General features: G+C 59.4%; 15 protein-coding genes. 5 read left to right on the top strand and 10 right to left on the bottom strand.

Annotated elements, in window-relative coordinates:
- Window positions 1-130 precede the first annotated feature (130 nt).
- From HF945_RS12175 to ilvC, 4 genes are all read right to left on the bottom strand, one after another.
- A complete protein-coding gene (locus HF945_RS12175; protein ID WP_290522866.1) occupies window positions 131-715 on the bottom strand; it encodes a protein-methionine-sulfoxide reductase heme-binding subunit MsrQ in 585 nt (194 codons plus the stop codon).
- Window positions 715-1710, bottom strand: a complete 996-nt coding sequence (gene msrP / locus HF945_RS12180; RefSeq protein ID WP_290522867.1) for a protein-methionine-sulfoxide reductase catalytic subunit MsrP — start codon at window positions 1708-1710, stop codon at window positions 715-717. Before msrP ends, HF945_RS12175 begins: the two co-directional genes overlap by 1 nt.
- Before the next feature lie 274 nt (window positions 1711-1984).
- Window positions 1985-2767 carry a CDP-diacylglycerol--serine O-phosphatidyltransferase gene (gene pssA, locus HF945_RS12185; protein WP_290522868.1) on the bottom strand — a complete coding sequence of 261 codons (783 nt, stop codon included), beginning with the start codon at window positions 2765-2767 and terminating at the stop codon, window positions 1985-1987.
- A 118-nt stretch (window positions 2768-2885) separates the two neighbouring features.
- Window positions 2886-3902 carry a ketol-acid reductoisomerase gene (gene ilvC, locus HF945_RS12190; RefSeq protein ID WP_290525415.1) on the bottom strand — a complete coding sequence of 339 codons (1017 nt, stop codon included), beginning with the start codon at window positions 3900-3902 and terminating at the stop codon, window positions 2886-2888.
- 166 nt (window positions 3903-4068) lie between these two features.
- Between ilvC and ilvY the strand changes: the two genes are divergently transcribed.
- Window positions 4069-4956, top strand: a complete 888-nt coding sequence (ilvY, locus tag HF945_RS12195; RefSeq protein ID WP_290522869.1) for an HTH-type transcriptional activator IlvY — start codon at window positions 4069-4071, stop codon at window positions 4954-4956.
- Window positions 4957-5049: 93 nt separating this feature from the next.
- On the opposite strand, the gene ilvN is transcribed toward ilvY, so the two are convergent.
- Window positions 5050-5541, bottom strand: a complete 492-nt coding sequence (gene ilvN, locus HF945_RS12200; protein ID WP_290522870.1) for an acetolactate synthase small subunit — start codon at window positions 5539-5541, stop codon at window positions 5050-5052.
- Complete coding sequence (locus HF945_RS12205; RefSeq protein WP_290525416.1) at window positions 5541-7262, bottom strand: acetolactate synthase 3 large subunit; 1722 nt, start codon at window positions 7260-7262, stop codon at window positions 5541-5543. Before HF945_RS12205 ends, ilvN begins: the two co-directional genes overlap by 1 nt.
- A gap of 447 nt (window positions 7263-7709) precedes the next feature.
- Here HF945_RS12205 and HF945_RS12210 point away from each other — a divergent pair, with 447 nt between their 5' ends.
- Window positions 7710-8186 carry a DUF4124 domain-containing protein gene (locus HF945_RS12210; RefSeq protein WP_290522871.1) on the top strand — a complete coding sequence of 159 codons (477 nt, stop codon included), beginning with the start codon at window positions 7710-7712 and terminating at the stop codon, window positions 8184-8186.
- 69 nt (window positions 8187-8255) lie between these two features.
- On the opposite strand, the gene clpB is transcribed toward HF945_RS12210, so the two are convergent.
- The 3 genes from clpB to rluD form a co-directional block, all read right to left on the bottom strand.
- Window positions 8256-10841 carry an ATP-dependent chaperone ClpB gene (gene clpB, locus HF945_RS12215; protein WP_290522872.1) on the bottom strand — a complete coding sequence of 862 codons (2586 nt, stop codon included), beginning with the start codon at window positions 10839-10841 and terminating at the stop codon, window positions 8256-8258.
- Window positions 10842-11127: 286 nt separating this feature from the next.
- Window positions 11128-11880, bottom strand: a complete 753-nt coding sequence (gene pgeF / locus HF945_RS12220) for a peptidoglycan editing factor PgeF (RefSeq protein ID WP_290522873.1) — start codon at window positions 11878-11880, stop codon at window positions 11128-11130.
- A 37-nt stretch (window positions 11881-11917) separates the two neighbouring features.
- Window positions 11918-12889 (bottom strand): 23S rRNA pseudouridine(1911/1915/1917) synthase RluD, encoded by a 972-nt coding sequence (gene rluD / locus HF945_RS12225; RefSeq protein ID WP_290522874.1) that lies wholly within the window; start codon window positions 12887-12889, stop codon window positions 11918-11920.
- Window positions 12890-12959: 70 nt separating this feature from the next.
- On the opposite strand from rluD, the gene HF945_RS12230 reads away from it, so the two are divergent.
- A complete protein-coding gene (locus HF945_RS12230; protein WP_290522875.1) occupies window positions 12960-13775 on the top strand; it encodes an outer membrane protein assembly factor BamD in 816 nt (271 codons plus the stop codon).
- Window positions 13776-13916: 141 nt separating this feature from the next.
- On the opposite strand, the gene HF945_RS12235 is transcribed toward HF945_RS12230, so the two are convergent.
- A complete protein-coding gene (locus tag HF945_RS12235; protein WP_290525417.1) occupies window positions 13917-15542 on the bottom strand; it encodes an NAD+ synthase in 1626 nt (541 codons plus the stop codon).
- Window positions 15543-15633: 91 nt separating this feature from the next.
- On the opposite strand from HF945_RS12235, the gene HF945_RS12240 reads away from it, so the two are divergent.
- Together HF945_RS12240 and HF945_RS12245 are read left to right on the top strand one after the other, a co-directional pair.
- Complete coding sequence (locus HF945_RS12240) at window positions 15634-15876, top strand: PP0621 family protein (protein ID WP_290522876.1); 243 nt, start codon at window positions 15634-15636, stop codon at window positions 15874-15876.
- Window positions 15866-17419: a HAMP domain-containing sensor histidine kinase gene (locus HF945_RS12245; protein ID WP_290522877.1), complete on the top strand. Its 1554-nt coding sequence runs from the start codon at window positions 15866-15868 to the stop codon at window positions 17417-17419. Before HF945_RS12240 ends, HF945_RS12245 begins: the two co-directional genes overlap by 11 nt.
- The last annotated feature ends 7 nt before the right edge of the window (window positions 17420-17426 follow it).

Raw genomic sequence — 17426 nt, forward strand, 5'->3', positions numbered from 1 at the left:
TTGCCCCGTCGAGGAGTGCGCATTCTAGAGATTTCCCGGGTCCCGTCAACACCTTTTCTGCATCTTTTTCATCAAACGGTCACCTCTTGACCATCAAGTGCAAAAAAGCGCCAAAAGCGGCCGGTTTCGTCTACTTCCTGACCATGTTGCGCCCATGCAGCAGCCGGTACAAGAGCAGGATGGCGGTGACACCGACAAACACCAGGGTTTCACCATATCCGGATTTTTGCACCCAGCTCTGATGCACCAGCGCCAGCAACACCGCCAGAAAAACCAGACGGTGCAATTTCGCCCAGTTTCGCCCCAGTCTGCGACGAGCCTTGCGGGTACTGGTCAGCGCCAGCGGCCACAGCGCCAGCCAGGCGCCCATCCCCACAATGATATAGGGCCGTCGGGTGAGCTCCTCGCCCAGAAAAGACGGATCCCAACCCAGCAAAAGCGTAGCCCAGGCCAAAAAGTGGAGCGAAACATAGGCAAACGCCCACAGACCAAAGGTTCTTCGCCAGATCACCAGACCAGGCACCTTCAGCAACCGTGCTGTCGGGCGCATTGCCAGGCACACCAGCAAACACACCAGCGACCACCAGCCGAGCAGTTCCACCAGGGTCTCGGCCGGGTCCGGCCCCAATTGGCCGCTGACTGCCAGATATGTCACCCAAACCAGAGGGACAGCACCCAGTGGCCAACCGACCCAGGTCCATTGACGGCTTTTCATCAGTAAAACATGCTCAGGTCCATGCCCTTGTAGAGGGAAGCCACTTCTTCATAGCCATTGAAGGGCCGCGTGGGCACCCAGTTGGGATCAAAGAAGGAATTGGGCAGGCGCCGCTCCCTGCTCTGGGACCAGCGAGGATGATCCACCGCCGGATTCACATTGGCGTAGAACCCGTACTCCTCAGGGGCCAGCATGTTCCAGGTCGTTTCCGGCATGGTGTCGGTCAACTCGATCCGGACAATGGATTTGATGGACTTGAAACCGTATTTCCAGGGCACCACCAGCCGGAAAGGTGCGCCATTCTGGTTGGGCAGGGTTCGTCCGTAGAGCCCCACCGCCATCAGGGTCAAGGGGTGCATGGCTTCATCCAGGCGCAACCCTTCCCGGTAGGGCCAATCGATGCCACTGAAAGGAGAGCGCACTCCCGACATCTGATCAGGATCAGCCAGACTGGTAAACGCCACGTATTTTGCCTTGCTGGTGGGCTGCAGTCTTTTCAGCAGACTTGCCAGCGGCACACCCACCCAGGGTATCACCATGGACCAGGCCTCTACACAACGCAGACGATAGATCCGCTCCTCCAGGGCAAGCCCCTTCAGCAGGTCCTCCAGGGCATACTCCCCCGGTTTTTCCACTTCCCCGGCCACCGTCACCGTCCAGGGATCCGTTTTCAGGGTATGGGCATTTTCAGCCGGGTCGGTCTTTCCGGTGCCAAACTCATAAAAGTTGTTGTATTGGGTAACGTCGCTGTAAGGGGTCAGCGCTTCGTCCGTATCGGGAGCACCGTCCACAGCACGCGCCACCTGCTCCTTGAGCCAACGGGGGCGCGAGGCGTCCTCGTCCACCGCTTTCACCTCTCTGGCCCAGGCGGGCATCGCGCTGAACAACCCAGCCAGCCCGCCGAGCATCATCAACTCCCTGCGCTTCAGGTACACCGACTCGGGAGTAATTTCATGACTCTTGGGGGCAGCAGGGTCTTTATGGCGAATAATCATTACAGCTCCCGGTTATCTCTCAGGGAGCCCCTGAATCACCAACGCGCCCCTCTTAACATTGCCGAGGGGGGCGCACCTGCCGGAAAGGCCAAGGATGCAAGGCGTTATTCAGAGACTCTTTCTTTACAGCCTAAAACAAAAAAGGGGCATCTTCGTGAAGATACCCCTCTTCGATGCCCCCCATGAGCCGCTGTTACAGATACCCGGGCAGTGAATCAGCGGTTAAGGTGACCGCACTGACAACAGGGAGAGCCACCGGCATCACCAATAACCATCAGGAAGCCGCTTTTCGAAGCCCCCAGACGCTCATGGCAAGGCCGACCAATACGTAGATCACCGCCACACTCAAGAGCACCAGCGGCGGATCCAGAAACACAATGGCAAACGCGATGATCACGCCGAGGAGGACCTTGAAGGGCACCCGACCAATATGAAACTCCTTGAACGAGTGGTACTTCACTGAAGACACCATCAGCAGCCCCGCACCGGCGACCATCAAGGCGACCACCCAGGACACGTCTGCCCCTTCAATACCCCTGCTGGCACCCAACCAGACCATGGTGGCCACCAGACCCGCGCCGGTGGGGCTCGGCAGGCCAATGAAGAAGCGCTTGTCGGTGGACTCTGCCTGCACGTTAAAGCGCGCCAGGCGCAACGCCGCACACGCCACATAGATGAAGGCGGCGACCCAGCCGAACTTGCCGAGCCCTGAAAGCGCCCAGGAGTAGGCGACCAGACCCGGAGCTACGCCGAACGCCACACAGTCTGAAAGCGAGTCATACTCTGCCCCGAACTTGCTCTGGGTGTTGGTCAGGCGGGCAACGCCACCATCCATGCCATCCAGAATACCCGCGACGATGATGCCCAGTGCGGCGTTTTCGAACATGCCATTCATGGCAGAGACGATGGCGTAGAAACCGGCGAAAAGGGCGCCGGTGGTGAACAGATTCGGCAGCAGATAGACCCCCTTGTGACGGGCGCCAGTGCGATGCTCCGCTTCAACCACTTCAAACGTCTCGGGCTGCTCTGAGGTTGTTGTCTTGTCGTTATCCTGCATGGTGGTCCATCCCGTTGATAGTGGGGCTAGTGTAACGCACCCCCCGTAAACAAAAAACGCGGCCGAAGCCGCGTTTTTCTGGGGAGCCACTGAGTAACTCCCGGATCGTCACGAAAGCTTAGTTTTTGCTCTTGTCGACGATCTGGTTTGCCTGAATCCACGGCATCATGCCACGCAGTTTTTCACCTACCTGCTCGATGGGGTGCGCCGCGTTGTTACGACGGGCTGCGGTCATGGACGGGTAGTTCAGGGCACCTTCGGAGATGAACTGCTTGGCGTACTCACCGCTCTGGATACGCTTGAGGGCATTGCGCATGGCGGCGCGGGATTCATCGTTGATCACTTCCGGGCCAGTCACATACTCACCGTACTCCGCGTTGTTGGAGATGGAGTAGTTCATGTTGGCGATGCCACCTTCGTACATCAGGTCGACAATCAGCTTCAGTTCGTGGAGACACTCGAAGTAGGCCATTTCCGGGGCATAACCGGCTTCGGTCAGGGTTTCAAAGCCAGCTTTCACCAGCTCTACCGCGCCACCACACAGAACCGCCTGCTCACCGAACAGATCGGTTTCGGTCTCGTCCTTGAAGGTGGTTTCGATGATACCGGTACGGCCGCCGCCCACACCGGAAGCGTAGGACAGGGCCACGCTCTTGGCGTTGCCGGACGCGTCCTGGAAGACCGCGATCAGATCTGGAATGCCACCACCCTTGGTGAACTCGGTGCGCACGGTGTGACCCGGTGCTTTCGGAGCGATCATGATCACGTCCAGGTCGCTCCGCGGAACGATCTGGTTGTAGTGGATAGCGAAGCCGTGAGCAAAGGCCAGAGTAGCACCTTCCTTCAGGTTCGGTTCGATTTCTTCACGGTACAGCTGGGACTGGAACTCATCGGGAGTCAGGATCATCACCACGTCAGCAGCGGCAACAGCGGAAGGCACATCGCTAACCTTCAGGCCATGGGCTTCGGCCTTGGCGATGGAAGAAGAACCCGGGCGCAGGCCCACGGTCACATCAACGCCGGAATCATTCAGGTTGCAGGCGTGGGCGTGGCCCTGGGAGCCGTAACCGATGATGGCAACCTTCTTGCCCTGGATGATGGAAAGATCGCAATCCTTGTCGTAATACACTTGCATGCTCATAGCTCTGACTCGTTCTGGTAACGGAAATTCGGTGGCGAGCCGCCAAGCGGCGCCTCGATCAGGCCAGCCACTCTAGGCTATTCGCCGCGTTGCGTAAAATGATATATTTGAAACATTGCATTCCAATTAACGCAACATTCAATAATGGCGAAATCACTGCATGGATACCAAGCCACTGCGCCTTTTCCTGACCCTGGCGGACACCCTGCACTTCGGCCGCGCCAGTACCATGTGCCATGTGAGCCCCTCCACCCTGAGCCGCACAGTACAACAACTGGAAGACGAACTGGGCGCCCCGCTCTTTTACCGGGACAACCGCAGCGTCACCCTCACTCGGGAAGGCCAGCGCTTTCAGGAATATGCCCGCGACACCCTGACCCGCTGGGACAACCTGCGCCATGCCCTGCAGGAAGACCGCCGGGTCCTGCAGGGGGAACTGAGTCTGTACTGCTCAGTGACCGCCAGCTACAGCTTTCTCTATGACATTCTCAGCAGCTTCCGGCATCAGTACCCTCGCATCGAACTGAAGTTGCACACTGGCGACCCGGCCCAGGCGGTACACCGAATTCAGCAAGGTGAGGAAGACATCGCCATCGGGGCGAGGCCGGATCATCTGTCCGCCAGTATCGCCTTTCGCCCCATCGCCCGCTCCCCGCTGCTTTTCATTGCCCCCGCCAGTCAGCCGCAGCTGGCCGAGCGGCTTGGCGGTCGCGCAGACAAAACGGACTGGGAAGACATCCCCATGATTCTCTCCGAAGAAGGCCTGGCCCGGGAACGCACCGACCGCTGGTTCCGCCAGCTGGGCGTCAAACCCCATATCTATGCTCAGGTCAGCGGTAACGAGGCCATCGTCAGCATGGTCAGCCTGGGTTTCGGCGTAGGCGTGGTGCCGAAGATCGTGCTGGACAACAGTCCACTGGCGGCCCGAATTCGACCGCTGGATGTGCAACCGGCACTGGCGGCTTATGAGGTGGGACTATTCACCCAGGAGCGCAGACTGGAAGAACCGCTGATCAATGCATTCTGGTCGCAAGTGAGGGACGCCTGACGCCGGACGCCCGATGCCTGACGCCGAAAAGAAAAATGCCGCTCCGGGGAGCGGCATTTTCGTCTGGCATCCAGCGTCAGGCGTCAAGCGTACTTACAAGCTCAACACCTTCTCGCCGCGGGAAATGCCGGAGACACCGGAACGCACCACTTCCAGCACCTGGGCTTCGCCGATGGCACTGATGAAGGCGTCCAGCTTGTCGGAAGCACCGGTGAGCTGGATGGTGTAGACCGTGCTGGTCACATCCACGATCTGGCCGCGGAAGATGTCCACACTGCGCTTCACCTCGGCACGCTGGGCACCGGTGGCCTTCACCTTGATGAGCATCAGCTCACGCTCGATGTGCGCCCCCTCGGTAAGATCCACCAGCTTCACCACCTCGATCAGCTTGTTGAGATGCTTGGTGATCTGCTCGATCTTCAGGTCATCCCCGTAGGTGGTCAGGGTCAGACGGGACAGGGTGGTGTCCTCGGTGGGGGCCACCGACAGGGAATCGATGTTGTAACCCCGCTGGGAGAACAGACCAATGACCCGACTCAGTGCGCCCGGCTCGTTTTCCATGAGAATAGAAATAATTCGACGCATCAGGTCCGCTCCGTCTTGCTCAGCCACATGTCGCGCATGGAACCGTCTGCAATCTGCATCGGGTACACGTGCTCGGTGGGATCCACATAGATATCCATGAATACCAGACGATCCTTCAGGGCGAAGGCCTCGTTCATGGCCCCTTCCAGGTCCTCGAATTTGGTGACCTTCATGCCCACGTGACCATAGGCCTCGGCCAGAGCCACAAAGTCAGGCAGGGATTCCATGTAGGACTGGCTGTGGCGGCCACCGTACTGCATGTCCTGCCACTGACGTACCATGCCCAGGGCCTGGTTGTTGATGTTGATAATCTTCACCGGCAAACCGTACTGCAGACAGGTAGACAGCTCCTGAATGTTCATCTGGATGGAGCCTTCACCGGTGACACAGGCCACGGTGGCGTCCGGGAACGCAAACTGCACGCCCATGGCCGCCGGCAGGCCGAAGCCCATGGTGCCGAGACCACCGGAATTGATCCAGCGGCGGGGCTTGTCGTACTGGTAGTACTGGGCGGCGAACATCTGGTGCTGGCCCACATCGGAGGTCACATAGGCATCACCCTTGGTGGCCTTGTACAGGGCTTGCACCACTTGCTGAGGCTTCATGGGGCCGTCTTCATTGGTCTCGAAGCGCATGCCATGGATCTTGCGCCAGCCAGCGATTTCCTCCCACCAGCGCTCCAGCGCCTTCTGGTCCGGCTCGCCACCGTGCTCATCCAGCGCCGCCAGCATTTCTTCCAGCACCTGATCAACCGGGCCCACAATAGGGATATGCGCCATCACATTCTTGGAGATGGTGGCCGGATCGATATCGATGTGGATGATTTTGGCGCCCGGGCAGAACTTCTTCACGTTGTTGGTCACGCGGTCATCGAGACGGGCGCCGACAGCCAGAATCACATCGGAGTTGTGCATGGTCATGTTGGCTTCATAGGTGCCATGCATGCCCAGCATGCCCACGTTCTGCGGGTCGGTGCCAGGGAAACCACCCAGCCCCATGAGAGTGTTGGTTACCGGGAAGTTGAGGCGATGAGCCAACTTGGTCAGCAACTCGCTGCCCTCGCCCTGCACCACACCACCGCCGGCATAGATCACCGGGCGCTTGGCTTTCATCAGCTCTTCCACCGCCTTGCGGATCTGGCCGGAATGGCCACGGCTGACCGGCGCATAGGAGCGCATCTTCACTTTCTTCGGGTATTCGTAGGGGTTCTTCACGTTCGGCGCGGTCTGATCCTTGGGAATATCGACCAGAACCGGGCCGGGACGGCCAGTGGTGGCAATGTAGAACGCCTTCTTCATGATCTCGGGGATGTCCTTGGCGTCACGGACCATGAAGCTGTGCTTCACCACCGGGCGGGACACGCCGATCATGTCGGTTTCCTGGAAGGCGTCATCGCCAATCCAGTCGGAACGCACCTGGCCGGACAGCACCACCATGGGGATGGAGTCCATGAAGGCGGTAGCCAGACCGGTAATGGCATTGGTGGCACCCGGGCCCGAGGTCACCATGACCACACCCGGCTTGCCGGTGGCACGGGCGTAGCCGTCGGCCGCGTGGGTCGCTGCCTGCTCGTGACGCACCAGAATATGGTTGACGCTTTCCTGCTGGAACAGCGCATCGTAGATGTGCAGTACGGACCCTCCGGGATACCCGAAGATGTACTCCACCCCCTCGTCTTGCAACGCACGGACCACCATTTCCGCGCCGGATAACATTTCCACGGTTGCTACCTCAAAATCAGAATGCATGAGCCCACTACGCCTGGCGCAGCAGCGGGACGGCTTTGCTTTTGCTGGAGACCTGCAGAGAGAACGCCATAGTTGGGCATTCTGAAGTCCTGTCGGAGGTGGCCGACAAGGACGCAGGCAGAGAGGCAATCTGGAGGTACTGAATCAGGGAGGAATGCAGACGAACTGATCCCGCTCAGAAAACAGAAACCTCCGGAGGCTCCCACAGCGGGACGAGAGTGCAGTGATACTGCTGACCGGACATCGCGGTAACGATGCCCCGGGTCCCGGCCACACACACGCCGGTAAGCGAATGCGGGTCCCGATCTCCGGAAAGCGTCAATTTTGTCAGAAATGTGCAGCCAATCAAAGCCCTTTGTCGGCTTTGGCTTGCAGAAAAACCCGTTATCGAGTCATGCTAAAGTCTGACTATGGACCTTAATGAATAAGAAGACTGACACCATGAGCCGAATCAGCCTGCTACTGAGTATTGCCTTGCTTGCCCTCGCCTCCACCGGCACGGCCGACAAGTTCTACAAATGGGTGGATGAAAACGGGGTTACCCATTATGGCAGCCAGGCGCCAAATGACAGGGACGCCAGCGTGGTGAATACCCGCGCCAACGCCAGCTCCGATCAGGGAGAGGCACTGGATGCACTGGAAGCCAGACGCAACGCCAACCAGAAAGCCCGCAAGGCGGCCACCCAACAAGCCGAAGAAGAGCAACGCCTTGAGACCGAGCCCGATGCAGTCGCCCAGGAACGTTGCGAACAGCACCGCAAGAACCTGGAAACCCTTCAGAACAAACCGATCGTGCGGCAAGAGAACCCGGACACCGGCGAACTGGAAGTCCTTGGGCAAGAAGAGAAGGATAAAATGATTGAAGATGCCCGCCAGGCCCTGGAGTTGTGCAAATAGCGCAGATATCAACGCCCTAACCCAAAAGGCCGCTCAAATGAGCGGCCTTTTTGATTATCCGGTGGATGATCAGCGGTTGAAGCTGAAGGCATCTCCGTCCACATCCAAGCGAATCGCATCGCCCTGGCCAAACTCCCCTCTCAACAGGGATTGCGCCAGCGGATTCTCCAACTGCTGCTGGATAGCCCGCTTCAGAGGACGGGCACCGTAGACCGGATCGAAACCCGCTTCCACCAGCTTTCCGAGAGCGGCATCGCTGATCTCCAGGCGGATCTCCCGCTCGGCCAGCCTTTTGCGCAGGTAGTCCAGCTGGATGGCGGCAATCCCCTTGAGCTGGTCTTTCTCCAGCGGGTGGAACACCACCGTCTCGTCCACGCGGTTGATGAATTCCGGACGGAAGTGGTTCCCGACCACCTCCATAACCGCGGATTTCATGGCCTGATAATCCCCTTCGCCGGCCAGGGTCTGGATCAGATCCGAGCCCAGGTTGGAAGTCATCACCACCACCGTGTTGCGGAAGTCCACGGTACGGCCCTGACCATCCGTGAGGCGACCATCATCCAACACCTGCAGCAGGATGTTGAATACATCCGGGTGGGCCTTTTCCACCTCGTCCAACAGCACCACCGAGTAGGGTTTGCGTCGCACCGCTTCGGTCAGGTAGCCGCCCTCCTCATAGCCCACATAGCCCGGAGGGGCACCCACCAGCCGCGCCACGGAATGCTTCTCCATGAACTCGGACATGTCGATACGCACCATGGCTTCTTCCGTATCGAACAGGAAGTTGGCCAGGGCCTTGCACAGCTCGGTCTTGCCCACCCCGGTGGGACCCAGGAACAGGAAGCTGCCGTTGGGGCGATTGGGATCAGAGAGCCCGGCACGGGAACGGCGCACCGCGTTGGCCACCGCTTCCACCGCCTCGCTCTGCCCCACCACACGCTCGTGCAGTGCGTCTTCCATGCGCAGCAGTTTTTCCTTTTCGCCTTCCAGCATCTTGGACACGGGAATGCCGGTCCACTTGGATACCACCTCGGCGATTTCTTCCTCGGTGACCTTGTTGCGCAGCAGCTGGTTCTGGGTCTGCGCCTGCTGCTCTTCCTGGTCCTGCGCCGTCTGCACCTTTTTCTCCAGATCCGGGATCACCCCGTACTGCAGCTCAGACATGCGATTTAGATCGCCGGCACGACGGGCCTGCTCCAGCTCCACGCGAGCCTGCTCCAATTCCGCCTTGTACTCTTGCGCTCCCTGAAGGGCTGCCTTCTCGGCCTGCCAGATTTCTTCCAGGTCAGCGTACTCCTTTTCCAGCTCGTCGATCTCGCCTTCCAGCTTGTCCAGGCGCTTCTTGCTGGCATCATCATCTTCCTTGCGCAGCGCCTCGCGCTCCATCTTCAGCTGGATCAGACGACGATCAAGACGATCCATCTCTTCCGGCATGGAATCAATTTCCATGCGGATACGGCTGCCCGCTTCATCGATCAGATCGATGGCTTTATCCGGCAGCTGGCGATCGGTGATGTAGCGATGGCTAAGGCGCGCGGCTTCCACAATGGCGCTGTCGGTAATATCCACGCCGTGGTGCACTTCGTAGCGCTCTTTCAGGCCACGCAGGATAGCGATGGTGTCTTCTACGGTGGGCTCGTCCACCAATACTTTCTGGAAACGACGCTCAAGCGCCGCATCCTTTTCAATATACTGCCGATACTCATCCAGGGTGGTGGCGCCCACACAGTGCAACTCACCGCGGGCCAGTGCCGGCTTGAGCATGTTGCCCGCATCCATGGCCCCGTCACCCTTACCGGCACCGACCATGGTGTGCAGCTCATCAATAAAGAGGATGATCCGCCCTTCCTGCTTGGCCAGCTCGTTGAGCACCGCCTTGAGACGCTCCTCGAATTCCCCACGGTACTTGGCACCGGCAATCAGCGCCGCCATATCCAGCGACAGCACCTGCTTGTCCTTGAGACCTTCCGGAACCTCACCGTTGACAATTCGCTGGGCGAGCCCTTCAACGATGGCCGTCTTGCCCACACCGGGTTCACCGATCAGCACCGGGTTATTCTTGGTACGGCGCTGCAATACCTGAATGGTGCGGCGGATTTCATCGTCACGGCCGATCACCGGATCCAGCTTGCCCGACTCCGCGCGCTCGGTGAGATTGACGGTGTACTTGTCCAGCGCTTCACGCTTGTCTTCGGCATTGGGATCGGTCACCGCTTCGCCTCCTCGCACCTCGGCAATCTTTTCCGCCAGCACCTTCTTGGTAACGCCGGCATTTTTGAGAATTTTGCCTAGCTCACCACTGTCATCACAGGCGGCCAGCAGCACCACTTCCGACGACAGGTACTGGTCACCATTCTGTTGCGCCTCGCGATCCGCCAGATTGAGCAGGCGGCCGGTGCCCTGGCCCATGGTCACATCACCATTGAAGTTGCTTACCGTGGGCAGCTTGTCCACGGCCATGTTCAGGGCAGTGATCACATCGGCGGTGTTGGCACCGGTTTTCTCGATAAGAGGCTTCGCCACGCCACCTTGCTGCTGCATCAGCGCCAGCATCAGGTGAACAGGTTCGATGGTGCTGTTGCCCTGCCCCACGGCCAGGGATTGCGCGTCAGAAAGGGCTTCCTGCAAACGCGCAGTGAGTTTGTCCATTCGCATTGTCTTGGCTCTCCTTTGTCCGGGGTCGATCCACCCGGACACTCCCTGACGGCAAGCGACCGGTGATCACCGGAAATCAATCAACTGGACCTAAGATGGGTCCGATTGGGCCAAACTCAAGGGCAGTTAACAGTGAATAGTGAACAGTTAACAGCGGCGCGAGGGCGCATGTCAGGTTTTAAAACGTCAGAGGCCGCGCCCAACCTATGGGCGCGGCCTCTATGCTGTCCAAACAGAGCCCCCCCTAATCGCGAGCTGTTCACTGTTCACTGTTCACTATTCACTGTTAACTGCTCTCATCCAGCCAGATCAACGACGCAAACCGCCCCGTCTCACCTTCCTTGCGATAGGAATAGAAGCGCTCCAGGTCACAGGCGGTGCACAGTTCGCCGCCCTGTACATCGTCGACGCCGAGGTTGGCCAGTTCGGTCATGGCGGCGTGAGCCACGGAGAAGCGCCAGTGGTGGGGTGTGGCATCCTGGCTGAAAGCAGTTTTGAAGGCGGGATTCGCATCCACGAAGGCGCGATAGACTTCATCACCGACCTGATAGCATTTGCCGCAGATCGCAGGCCCCAGCCAGGCGCTGACAGGTTCGCCGTTGGGGGCAATCCTGTTCACGCCCTCGGCAACAATCCCCGCCTGAAGGCCCCGCCAACCGGCATGCACCGCGGCGACCGCGGAACCATCCTGCCTGGCCAGCAGCACAGGAAGACAATCGGCCGTCAGCACCACACAGGGCCAGCGCTGCTGATCGGTCCAGACACCATCAGCTTCATTATCCGGATCATCGGCGCGAATCACGCGCTTGCCATGCACTTGCCACAACCAGGCGGCAGGATGATCGGCTTGCAGCAGCTTTTCCACATGATGGCGAGCCTGCTCTACCCGAGTGGACTGATCTCCGCAATTCAAACCCAGATTGAAGCCATCCCAGGGTTGTGGGGAATGGCTGCCTGCCCGGGTGGTCACCGCCACCCGTACGGCCGGGTGAGGATGCCAGTCGGGCCAGAGCCAGTCTGAGCGATCAGGTAACGTCATGGGAGCCGCCTTCAAGGTGCCTCGGGCACGGTGGGTATCACGCGTTGGCCGCGTCGTCTTCCAGCACCTTGATCAGCCCCTGCATATCGTCGGGCAACGGCGCTTCGAATTCACAGTATTCTCCACTTGCCGGGTGAATCAAGCCCAGTTTGCGGGCATGCAGAGCCTGGCGGGGAAAACGGCGCAGGGCCTGACGAAGCTCCTCGGTCGCACCCGCCGGGAATTTCAGGCGGCCACCGTAGAGCGGATCCCCTACCAGGGGGTAATTGCGGTAAGCCATGTGCACCCGGATCTGGTGGGTGCGGCCGGTTTCCAGCTTCACCTGAATGCGGGTATGGGCACGGTAGCGATCCATCACACGGTAGTGAGTAACCGCTTCCTTACCTCCTTCCTTAACCACTGCCTGCCTTTTGCGGTCTACCGGGTGACGGCCAATGGGCGCATCTACCTTGCCCCCGCCGGTCATCACCCCCACCGCAATAGCTTCGTACTGGCGGAACAGGCTCTTGTCCTGCAGCTGTGACACCAGGCTGGTATGCGCCTCCAGGGAACGCGCTACCACCATCAGCCCGGTAGTATCCCGGTCCAGCCGATGCACGATCCCCGCCCGTGGCAGGCTGTTCAGGCGCTCATCGTGATGTAGCAGCCCGTTCAGCAGGGTCCCGTCGGCATGACCTGCCGCCGGGTGCACCACCAGCCCGGTGGGCTTGTTGATGACAATCAGGTCATCATCCTCATAGACCACGTCCAGGGCGATGGCCTGGGCCTGATCTTCCAGTTCAGGTTCGATCACCACTTCCAGGCTGAGGGATTCGGTTCCGGTAAGCTTGTCCTTGGGTCTGGCCTTCTTGCCATCGACAGTGAGCACTCCGTCCTTGATCCAGCTCTGCAGACGGGAACGGGAAAATCCGTCAAACAGCTCGGCCGCCGCCTGATCCACCCGCTGGCCCGCCTGTTCCGCTTGCACCTGCTCGGTACGTTGAATTTTCTCGCCGCCAAGATGTCCCATAATCCAACCTGTGTTTAAATGTCGCTCTACGTAACTAACGCGCCATTGTAACCCGTCCGACGAGGAAAGAATGCCACGCTTTTTCTGGCCACTCCTGGCCCTGATGCTGCTTGCCGGCTGTGCCAGCAACAAGGATGCTCCGGAACTCACCGAAGCCGCCCAGTATCGGGAAGCCCATGACTCCATCGAGTCAAAGAACTACCTCACAGCCATTGACCAGCTCAAGGAGCTGGAGGTCCGCTTTCCCTACGGCGATTTTGCTGAACAGTCCGGCCTTGACCTGATTTACGCCTATTACATGTCCGTGGATTATCCGGCCACCGTAGTCGCGGCACAGCGGTTCATGCGTAATTACCCGGCACATCCTCGTACCGACTACGCCCTTTACATGCGCGGACTGGCCAACTTCAACATGGAAAAGGGCCTGTTCGACAACCTGGTCAGCTCCGACCGTTCCGCCCGTGATATGGATGCGGCCAAGGATGCCTTCCGGGATTTCGAGCGACTGGTGACCCGCTACCCGGACAGCGAGTATGCGCCAGACGCCCGCGCCCGCATGGTCCACATTCGCAATCAGCTGGCCCGGCAGGAACTGCATGTGGCCCGCTACTACGCCCGTCGCGGCGCCATTGTGGCTTCCGTGAACCGTGCCCAGTACGTGGTCAAACACTACCAGCGAACCCCGGCGGTGGAGGAAGCGCTGGCCATCATGGTGAAGAGCTACGAGCGCCTGGAATACCCGGAACTGGCCGCCAAAAGCCGCGCCGTGCTGGCGCTCAACTTCCCGGAGAGTGGCTATCTGGGCGACGAACAGGAAGTGGACCTGGCCTGGTGGCCCGACGAGGACAACGGCATCCTCAGCCTGCTGACATTCGACCTTCTTTGAGCTTCTAGCTTCTAGCTTCTAGCTTCTAGCTTCTAGCTTCTAGCTTCTAGCTAAAAAAGGGTGGCTCCGATACCGATTCGGGCCACCCTTTTTTGATTTTGATCTCCCTCGAAGCTCACAGCTGGAAGCTCGTAGCTGCCTTTAGTCCCCCGGCCGCCAGCCGTTGGTGATCGGGTAGCGGCGGTCCTTGCCGAAAGCGCGCCGGCTGACCCGGGGGCCCACCGCCGCCTGGCGGCGCTTGTATTCGTTGCGGTCAGTGAGCTTGACGACACGATAGACGTTGTCACGGTCGAAGCCGTCACGAATCACCGCCTCTGCGCTCATGTCCTGTTCCACATAGCGCTGCAGAATGGCATCCAGCTCGTCGTAGTCGGGCAGGGAGTCGGTATCTACCTGGTCCGGTGCCAGCTCGGCGGAAGGTGGTCGAGTGATGACCCGCTCGGGAATGATCTCGCTACCCGCCTGCTGGTTACGCCACCAGCAAAGCCGGAACACCATGGTCTTGAAGACATCCTTGAGCACGGAGAAGCCGCCGGCCATGTCTCCATACAGGGTGGCATAACCCACCGCCATTTCACTCTTGTTGCCGGTGGTCAGCACGACTGAGCCACTCTTGTTGGATAACGCCATGAGAATCACCCCCCGGCAACGGGCCTGCAGGTTTTCCTCCGTGGTGTCTTTGGGCAAGCCGGCAAACGCCTCATCGAGAATCCCCATAAAGCCGTTGAACGCCGGCTCAATAGGCATCACGTGATATTTCACCCGCAGGGTACGAGCCTGTTTTTCTGCATCCTCGAGACTCATGGCTGAGGTGTAACGGAACGGCATCATCACCGCTTCTACCCGTTCCGGCCCCAACGCGTCCACAGCCACCGCCAGGGTGAGTGCGGAATCAATGCCGCCGGACAGTCCCAGCAAGGCGCCCTTGAAGCCATTCTTGTTCACGTAGTCCCGGGTGGCCAGTACCAGCGCCTGGTAGAGACTCTGCTCCAGTTCCGGCACGGGCAGCAATTCCCCCACAGGGTCACAACTGCCCCCCTCACACTGCAGGTCCACCGGCACCAGCGCCTCATTGAAGCTGGCGCCCTGGACGCACTTTTCACCACGGGAGTTGCAGGCAAACGACGCCCCGTCGAACACCAGTTCATCCTGGCCGCCCACCAGGTTGCAGTAGAGGATGGACATACCGGTTTCCCGGCTACGCGCCTGGACCTGCTCCAGCCGCTCTGCGACCTTGTTGGCGCGGAACGGTGATGCATTCAGGTTCAGCACGATTTGTGCGCCGGCCTCCTGAAGCTGGCTGGCGGGTGCACTGTGCCAGATGTCTTCACAGATGGTGATGCCGAAGGTCCAGCCCCCCAACTCGAATGTGCAGGGCGCGTCGCCAGCCTGGAAATAACGCTTTTCATCGAAAACACGGTAGTTGGGCAGACATTGCTTGAAGTACTCATGGCGCGGTTGCCTTTCGCCGGGGAAAAGCACCCCGGCAGCATTGCGCCGCAGCCCATTGCGAACCGCGGGATAACCCAGCACGACAGGTAACGTGATCGCCTCGCCAATGGCGGCCAGTGCATCGTCCACGCGGCTGTTGAGGCTGGGGCGCAGCAACAGGTCTTCCGGCGGATAGCCCGTGAGCATCAGCTCCGGAAAAACCACCAGATCAGCGCCCAGCAGCCGCCGGGCTTCGTCGGCGGCCTCGATCACACGCTGTGCGTTACCCTCAATGTCCCCCACCAGCGCATTCTGCTGGGCCATGATAATTCGCATCTTCACCGGCCTTTCATGAAATGAGCGCTGATTGTACTCTTTAGACCGCGATCCATGAATGCATCAGGGTGCACAAAACAAGGAGAAAAGAATGGGGCTGATTCGCCTGCTGGTCATTGCAGCACTGATTTATATTGTCTGGCGGGTGGTCAAGAACCTGCTTTCCTCTCCCCGCCAGGACACCCCGCCCGCCTCCGGTGGCCGGCAGGAACTGATGCGCAAGTGCGCGCAGTGCGGCGTGCATGTGCCCGACCACGAAGCGTTCACGCACAACGGCCAGCACTTCTGCAGTATGGAGCATCAACGGCTGTATCTGGAGCATCATGACCAGTAGTCAGGGATGGACCCCCGCCCGCATCTATAATGTCTACCGTATTGCCATCGCCTGTGCGTTGCTGTTTCTGCATTTCGCACCGGATGCACCGCTGATTGGCAAACATTCACCGAACCTGTTTCAGGCCACGCTTTTTGCCTACCTTGGGCTCATCCTGGCCTCCACCACCCTGGACCACCGGCGCCACCAGCGCGCCTTCCCCGGATGGGCCCAGCCCACGGCCCTGATCACCGACCTGATCATGCTGACCCTGGTTGTTCATGCCCAGGGAGGCCTGGAAGGCGGGCTTGCTGTACTGCTGCTGGTCACAGTGGCCGCAGGCAACATACTCCTGCGCGGCCGACTGGGTTTTCTCATCGCAGCACTGGCCACCCTGTCAGCCATGTTCGAGCAGTTCTATTTTTCCATTCAGGAACAGTTCGATTCGCCATTTATGCTGACCGAGTCCGGGCTACTGGGGATTGCTTTCTTCATGGTCTCACTGATCATTCAGCAGGTTGCCCAACGGCTGGAGCACAGCGAACAGATTGCCCGTCGTCAGCGGGTGGCGATTGAAAGGCTGGAAGCGCTCAATCAGCAGATTGTTCAGCGCATGCGTACTGGCGTGATGGTGTTCGATGAACAGCACCAGGTGCTGATGTCGAACCATGCAGCCAACAACCTTTTTGACTCACCCATGCTTGGCAAGCGCTTGCCGCAAACGCTGATCAGCCGGCATGAACGATGGCAAGACAACCCCATGCTGCCGCTGGCCACACTGCGCGTGTCCGAGCAAAGCCCCACACTGAGTCCCCGCTTTGCCAGCCTGGATACCGGCCATGAAAACCTCACCCTGATCTTTCTGGAGGATACCGCACGGGTCGCACAGGAAGCCCAGCAACTGAACCTCAGTTCACTGGGGCGATTGTCAGCCACGCTGGCCCATGAAATCCGCAATCCACTCAGCGCCATCAATCATGCCACCGACCTGCTGCTTGACGGAGAGCCCAGCGCCGAGGATCAACATCTGCTGTCCATCATTCGAAACCATGTCAACCGGGTGAATGGCATCATTCACGACGTACTGGATCTATCACGGCGAGGCAAGGGCAACGCCGAACGCTTCGTTCTCACCACCTTGCTGCAGTCGATTCAGGAAAGCTGGAACCTGAAAACAGAAGGATCGCCCGTGGAGCTGGCCTGTGGTGATGATGTGGAGGTGCGCTTTGATCCCAATCAACTGACCCGGGTGCTGGATAACCTGATTGCCAATGCCCTCAAGCACGGCGGCGAAGGCACGCGGATCAGACTCCACTGCGGCACCCATGACCGCACCGGCCTGCCTTGGCTACGTATTCACGATAATGGCACCGGCATTGATGAAGAAGCCGCCCGTCACTTGTTCGAGCCCTTCTACACCACCGCCACTGATGGTAATGGCCTTGGCCTGTATCTGTGCCGCGAGCTGTGTCAGGCCAACCAGGCTACCCTGGATCTGGAGGACACCGAAACCGGCGCCTGCTTTGTGATAACCTTTGCCCACCCGCACCGACAATTTCAATAACAGAGTT

This window comes from Alcanivorax sp., from assembly GCF_017794965.1.
In the GTDB taxonomy this organism is placed as follows: Bacteria; Pseudomonadota; Gammaproteobacteria; order Pseudomonadales; family Alcanivoracaceae; genus Alcanivorax.

Coding starts and splice junctions, on each gene's coding strand:
- rluD (WP_290522874.1), bottom strand. CDS start 12,889: ATGGGACATCTTGGCGGCGAGAAAATTCAACGTACCGAGCAGGTGCAA.
- ilvN (WP_290522870.1), bottom strand. CDS start 5,541: ATGCGTCGAATTATTTCTATTCTCATGGAAAACGAGCCGGGCGCACTG.
- clpB (WP_290522872.1), bottom strand. CDS start 10,841: ATGCGAATGGACAAACTCACTGCGCGTTTGCAGGAAGCCCTTTCTGAC.
- HF945_RS12175 (WP_290522866.1), bottom strand. CDS start 715: ATGAAAAGCCGTCAATGGACCTGGGTCGGTTGGCCACTGGGTGCTGTC.
- msrP (WP_290522867.1), bottom strand. CDS start 1,710: ATGATTATTCGCCATAAAGACCCTGCTGCCCCCAAGAGTCATGAAATT.
- HF945_RS12235 (WP_290525417.1), bottom strand. CDS start 15,542: ATGCGAATTATCATGGCCCAGCAGAATGCGCTGGTGGGGGACATTGAG.
- HF945_RS12240 (WP_290522876.1), top strand. CDS start 15,634: ATGGGGCTGATTCGCCTGCTGGTCATTGCAGCACTGATTTATATTGTC.
- pgeF (WP_290522873.1), bottom strand. CDS start 11,880: ATGACGTTACCTGATCGCTCAGACTGGCTCTGGCCCGACTGGCATCCT.
- HF945_RS12245 (WP_290522877.1), top strand. CDS start 15,866: ATGACCAGTAGTCAGGGATGGACCCCCGCCCGCATCTATAATGTCTAC.
- HF945_RS12210 (WP_290522871.1), top strand. CDS start 7,710: ATGAATAAGAAGACTGACACCATGAGCCGAATCAGCCTGCTACTGAGT.
- ilvC (WP_290525415.1), bottom strand. CDS start 3,902: ATGCAAGTGTATTACGACAAGGATTGCGATCTTTCCATCATCCAGGGC.
- pssA (WP_290522868.1), bottom strand. CDS start 2,767: ATGCAGGATAACGACAAGACAACAACCTCAGAGCAGCCCGAGACGTTT.
- HF945_RS12230 (WP_290522875.1), top strand. CDS start 12,960: ATGCCACGCTTTTTCTGGCCACTCCTGGCCCTGATGCTGCTTGCCGGC.
- ilvY (WP_290522869.1), top strand. CDS start 4,069: ATGGATACCAAGCCACTGCGCCTTTTCCTGACCCTGGCGGACACCCTG.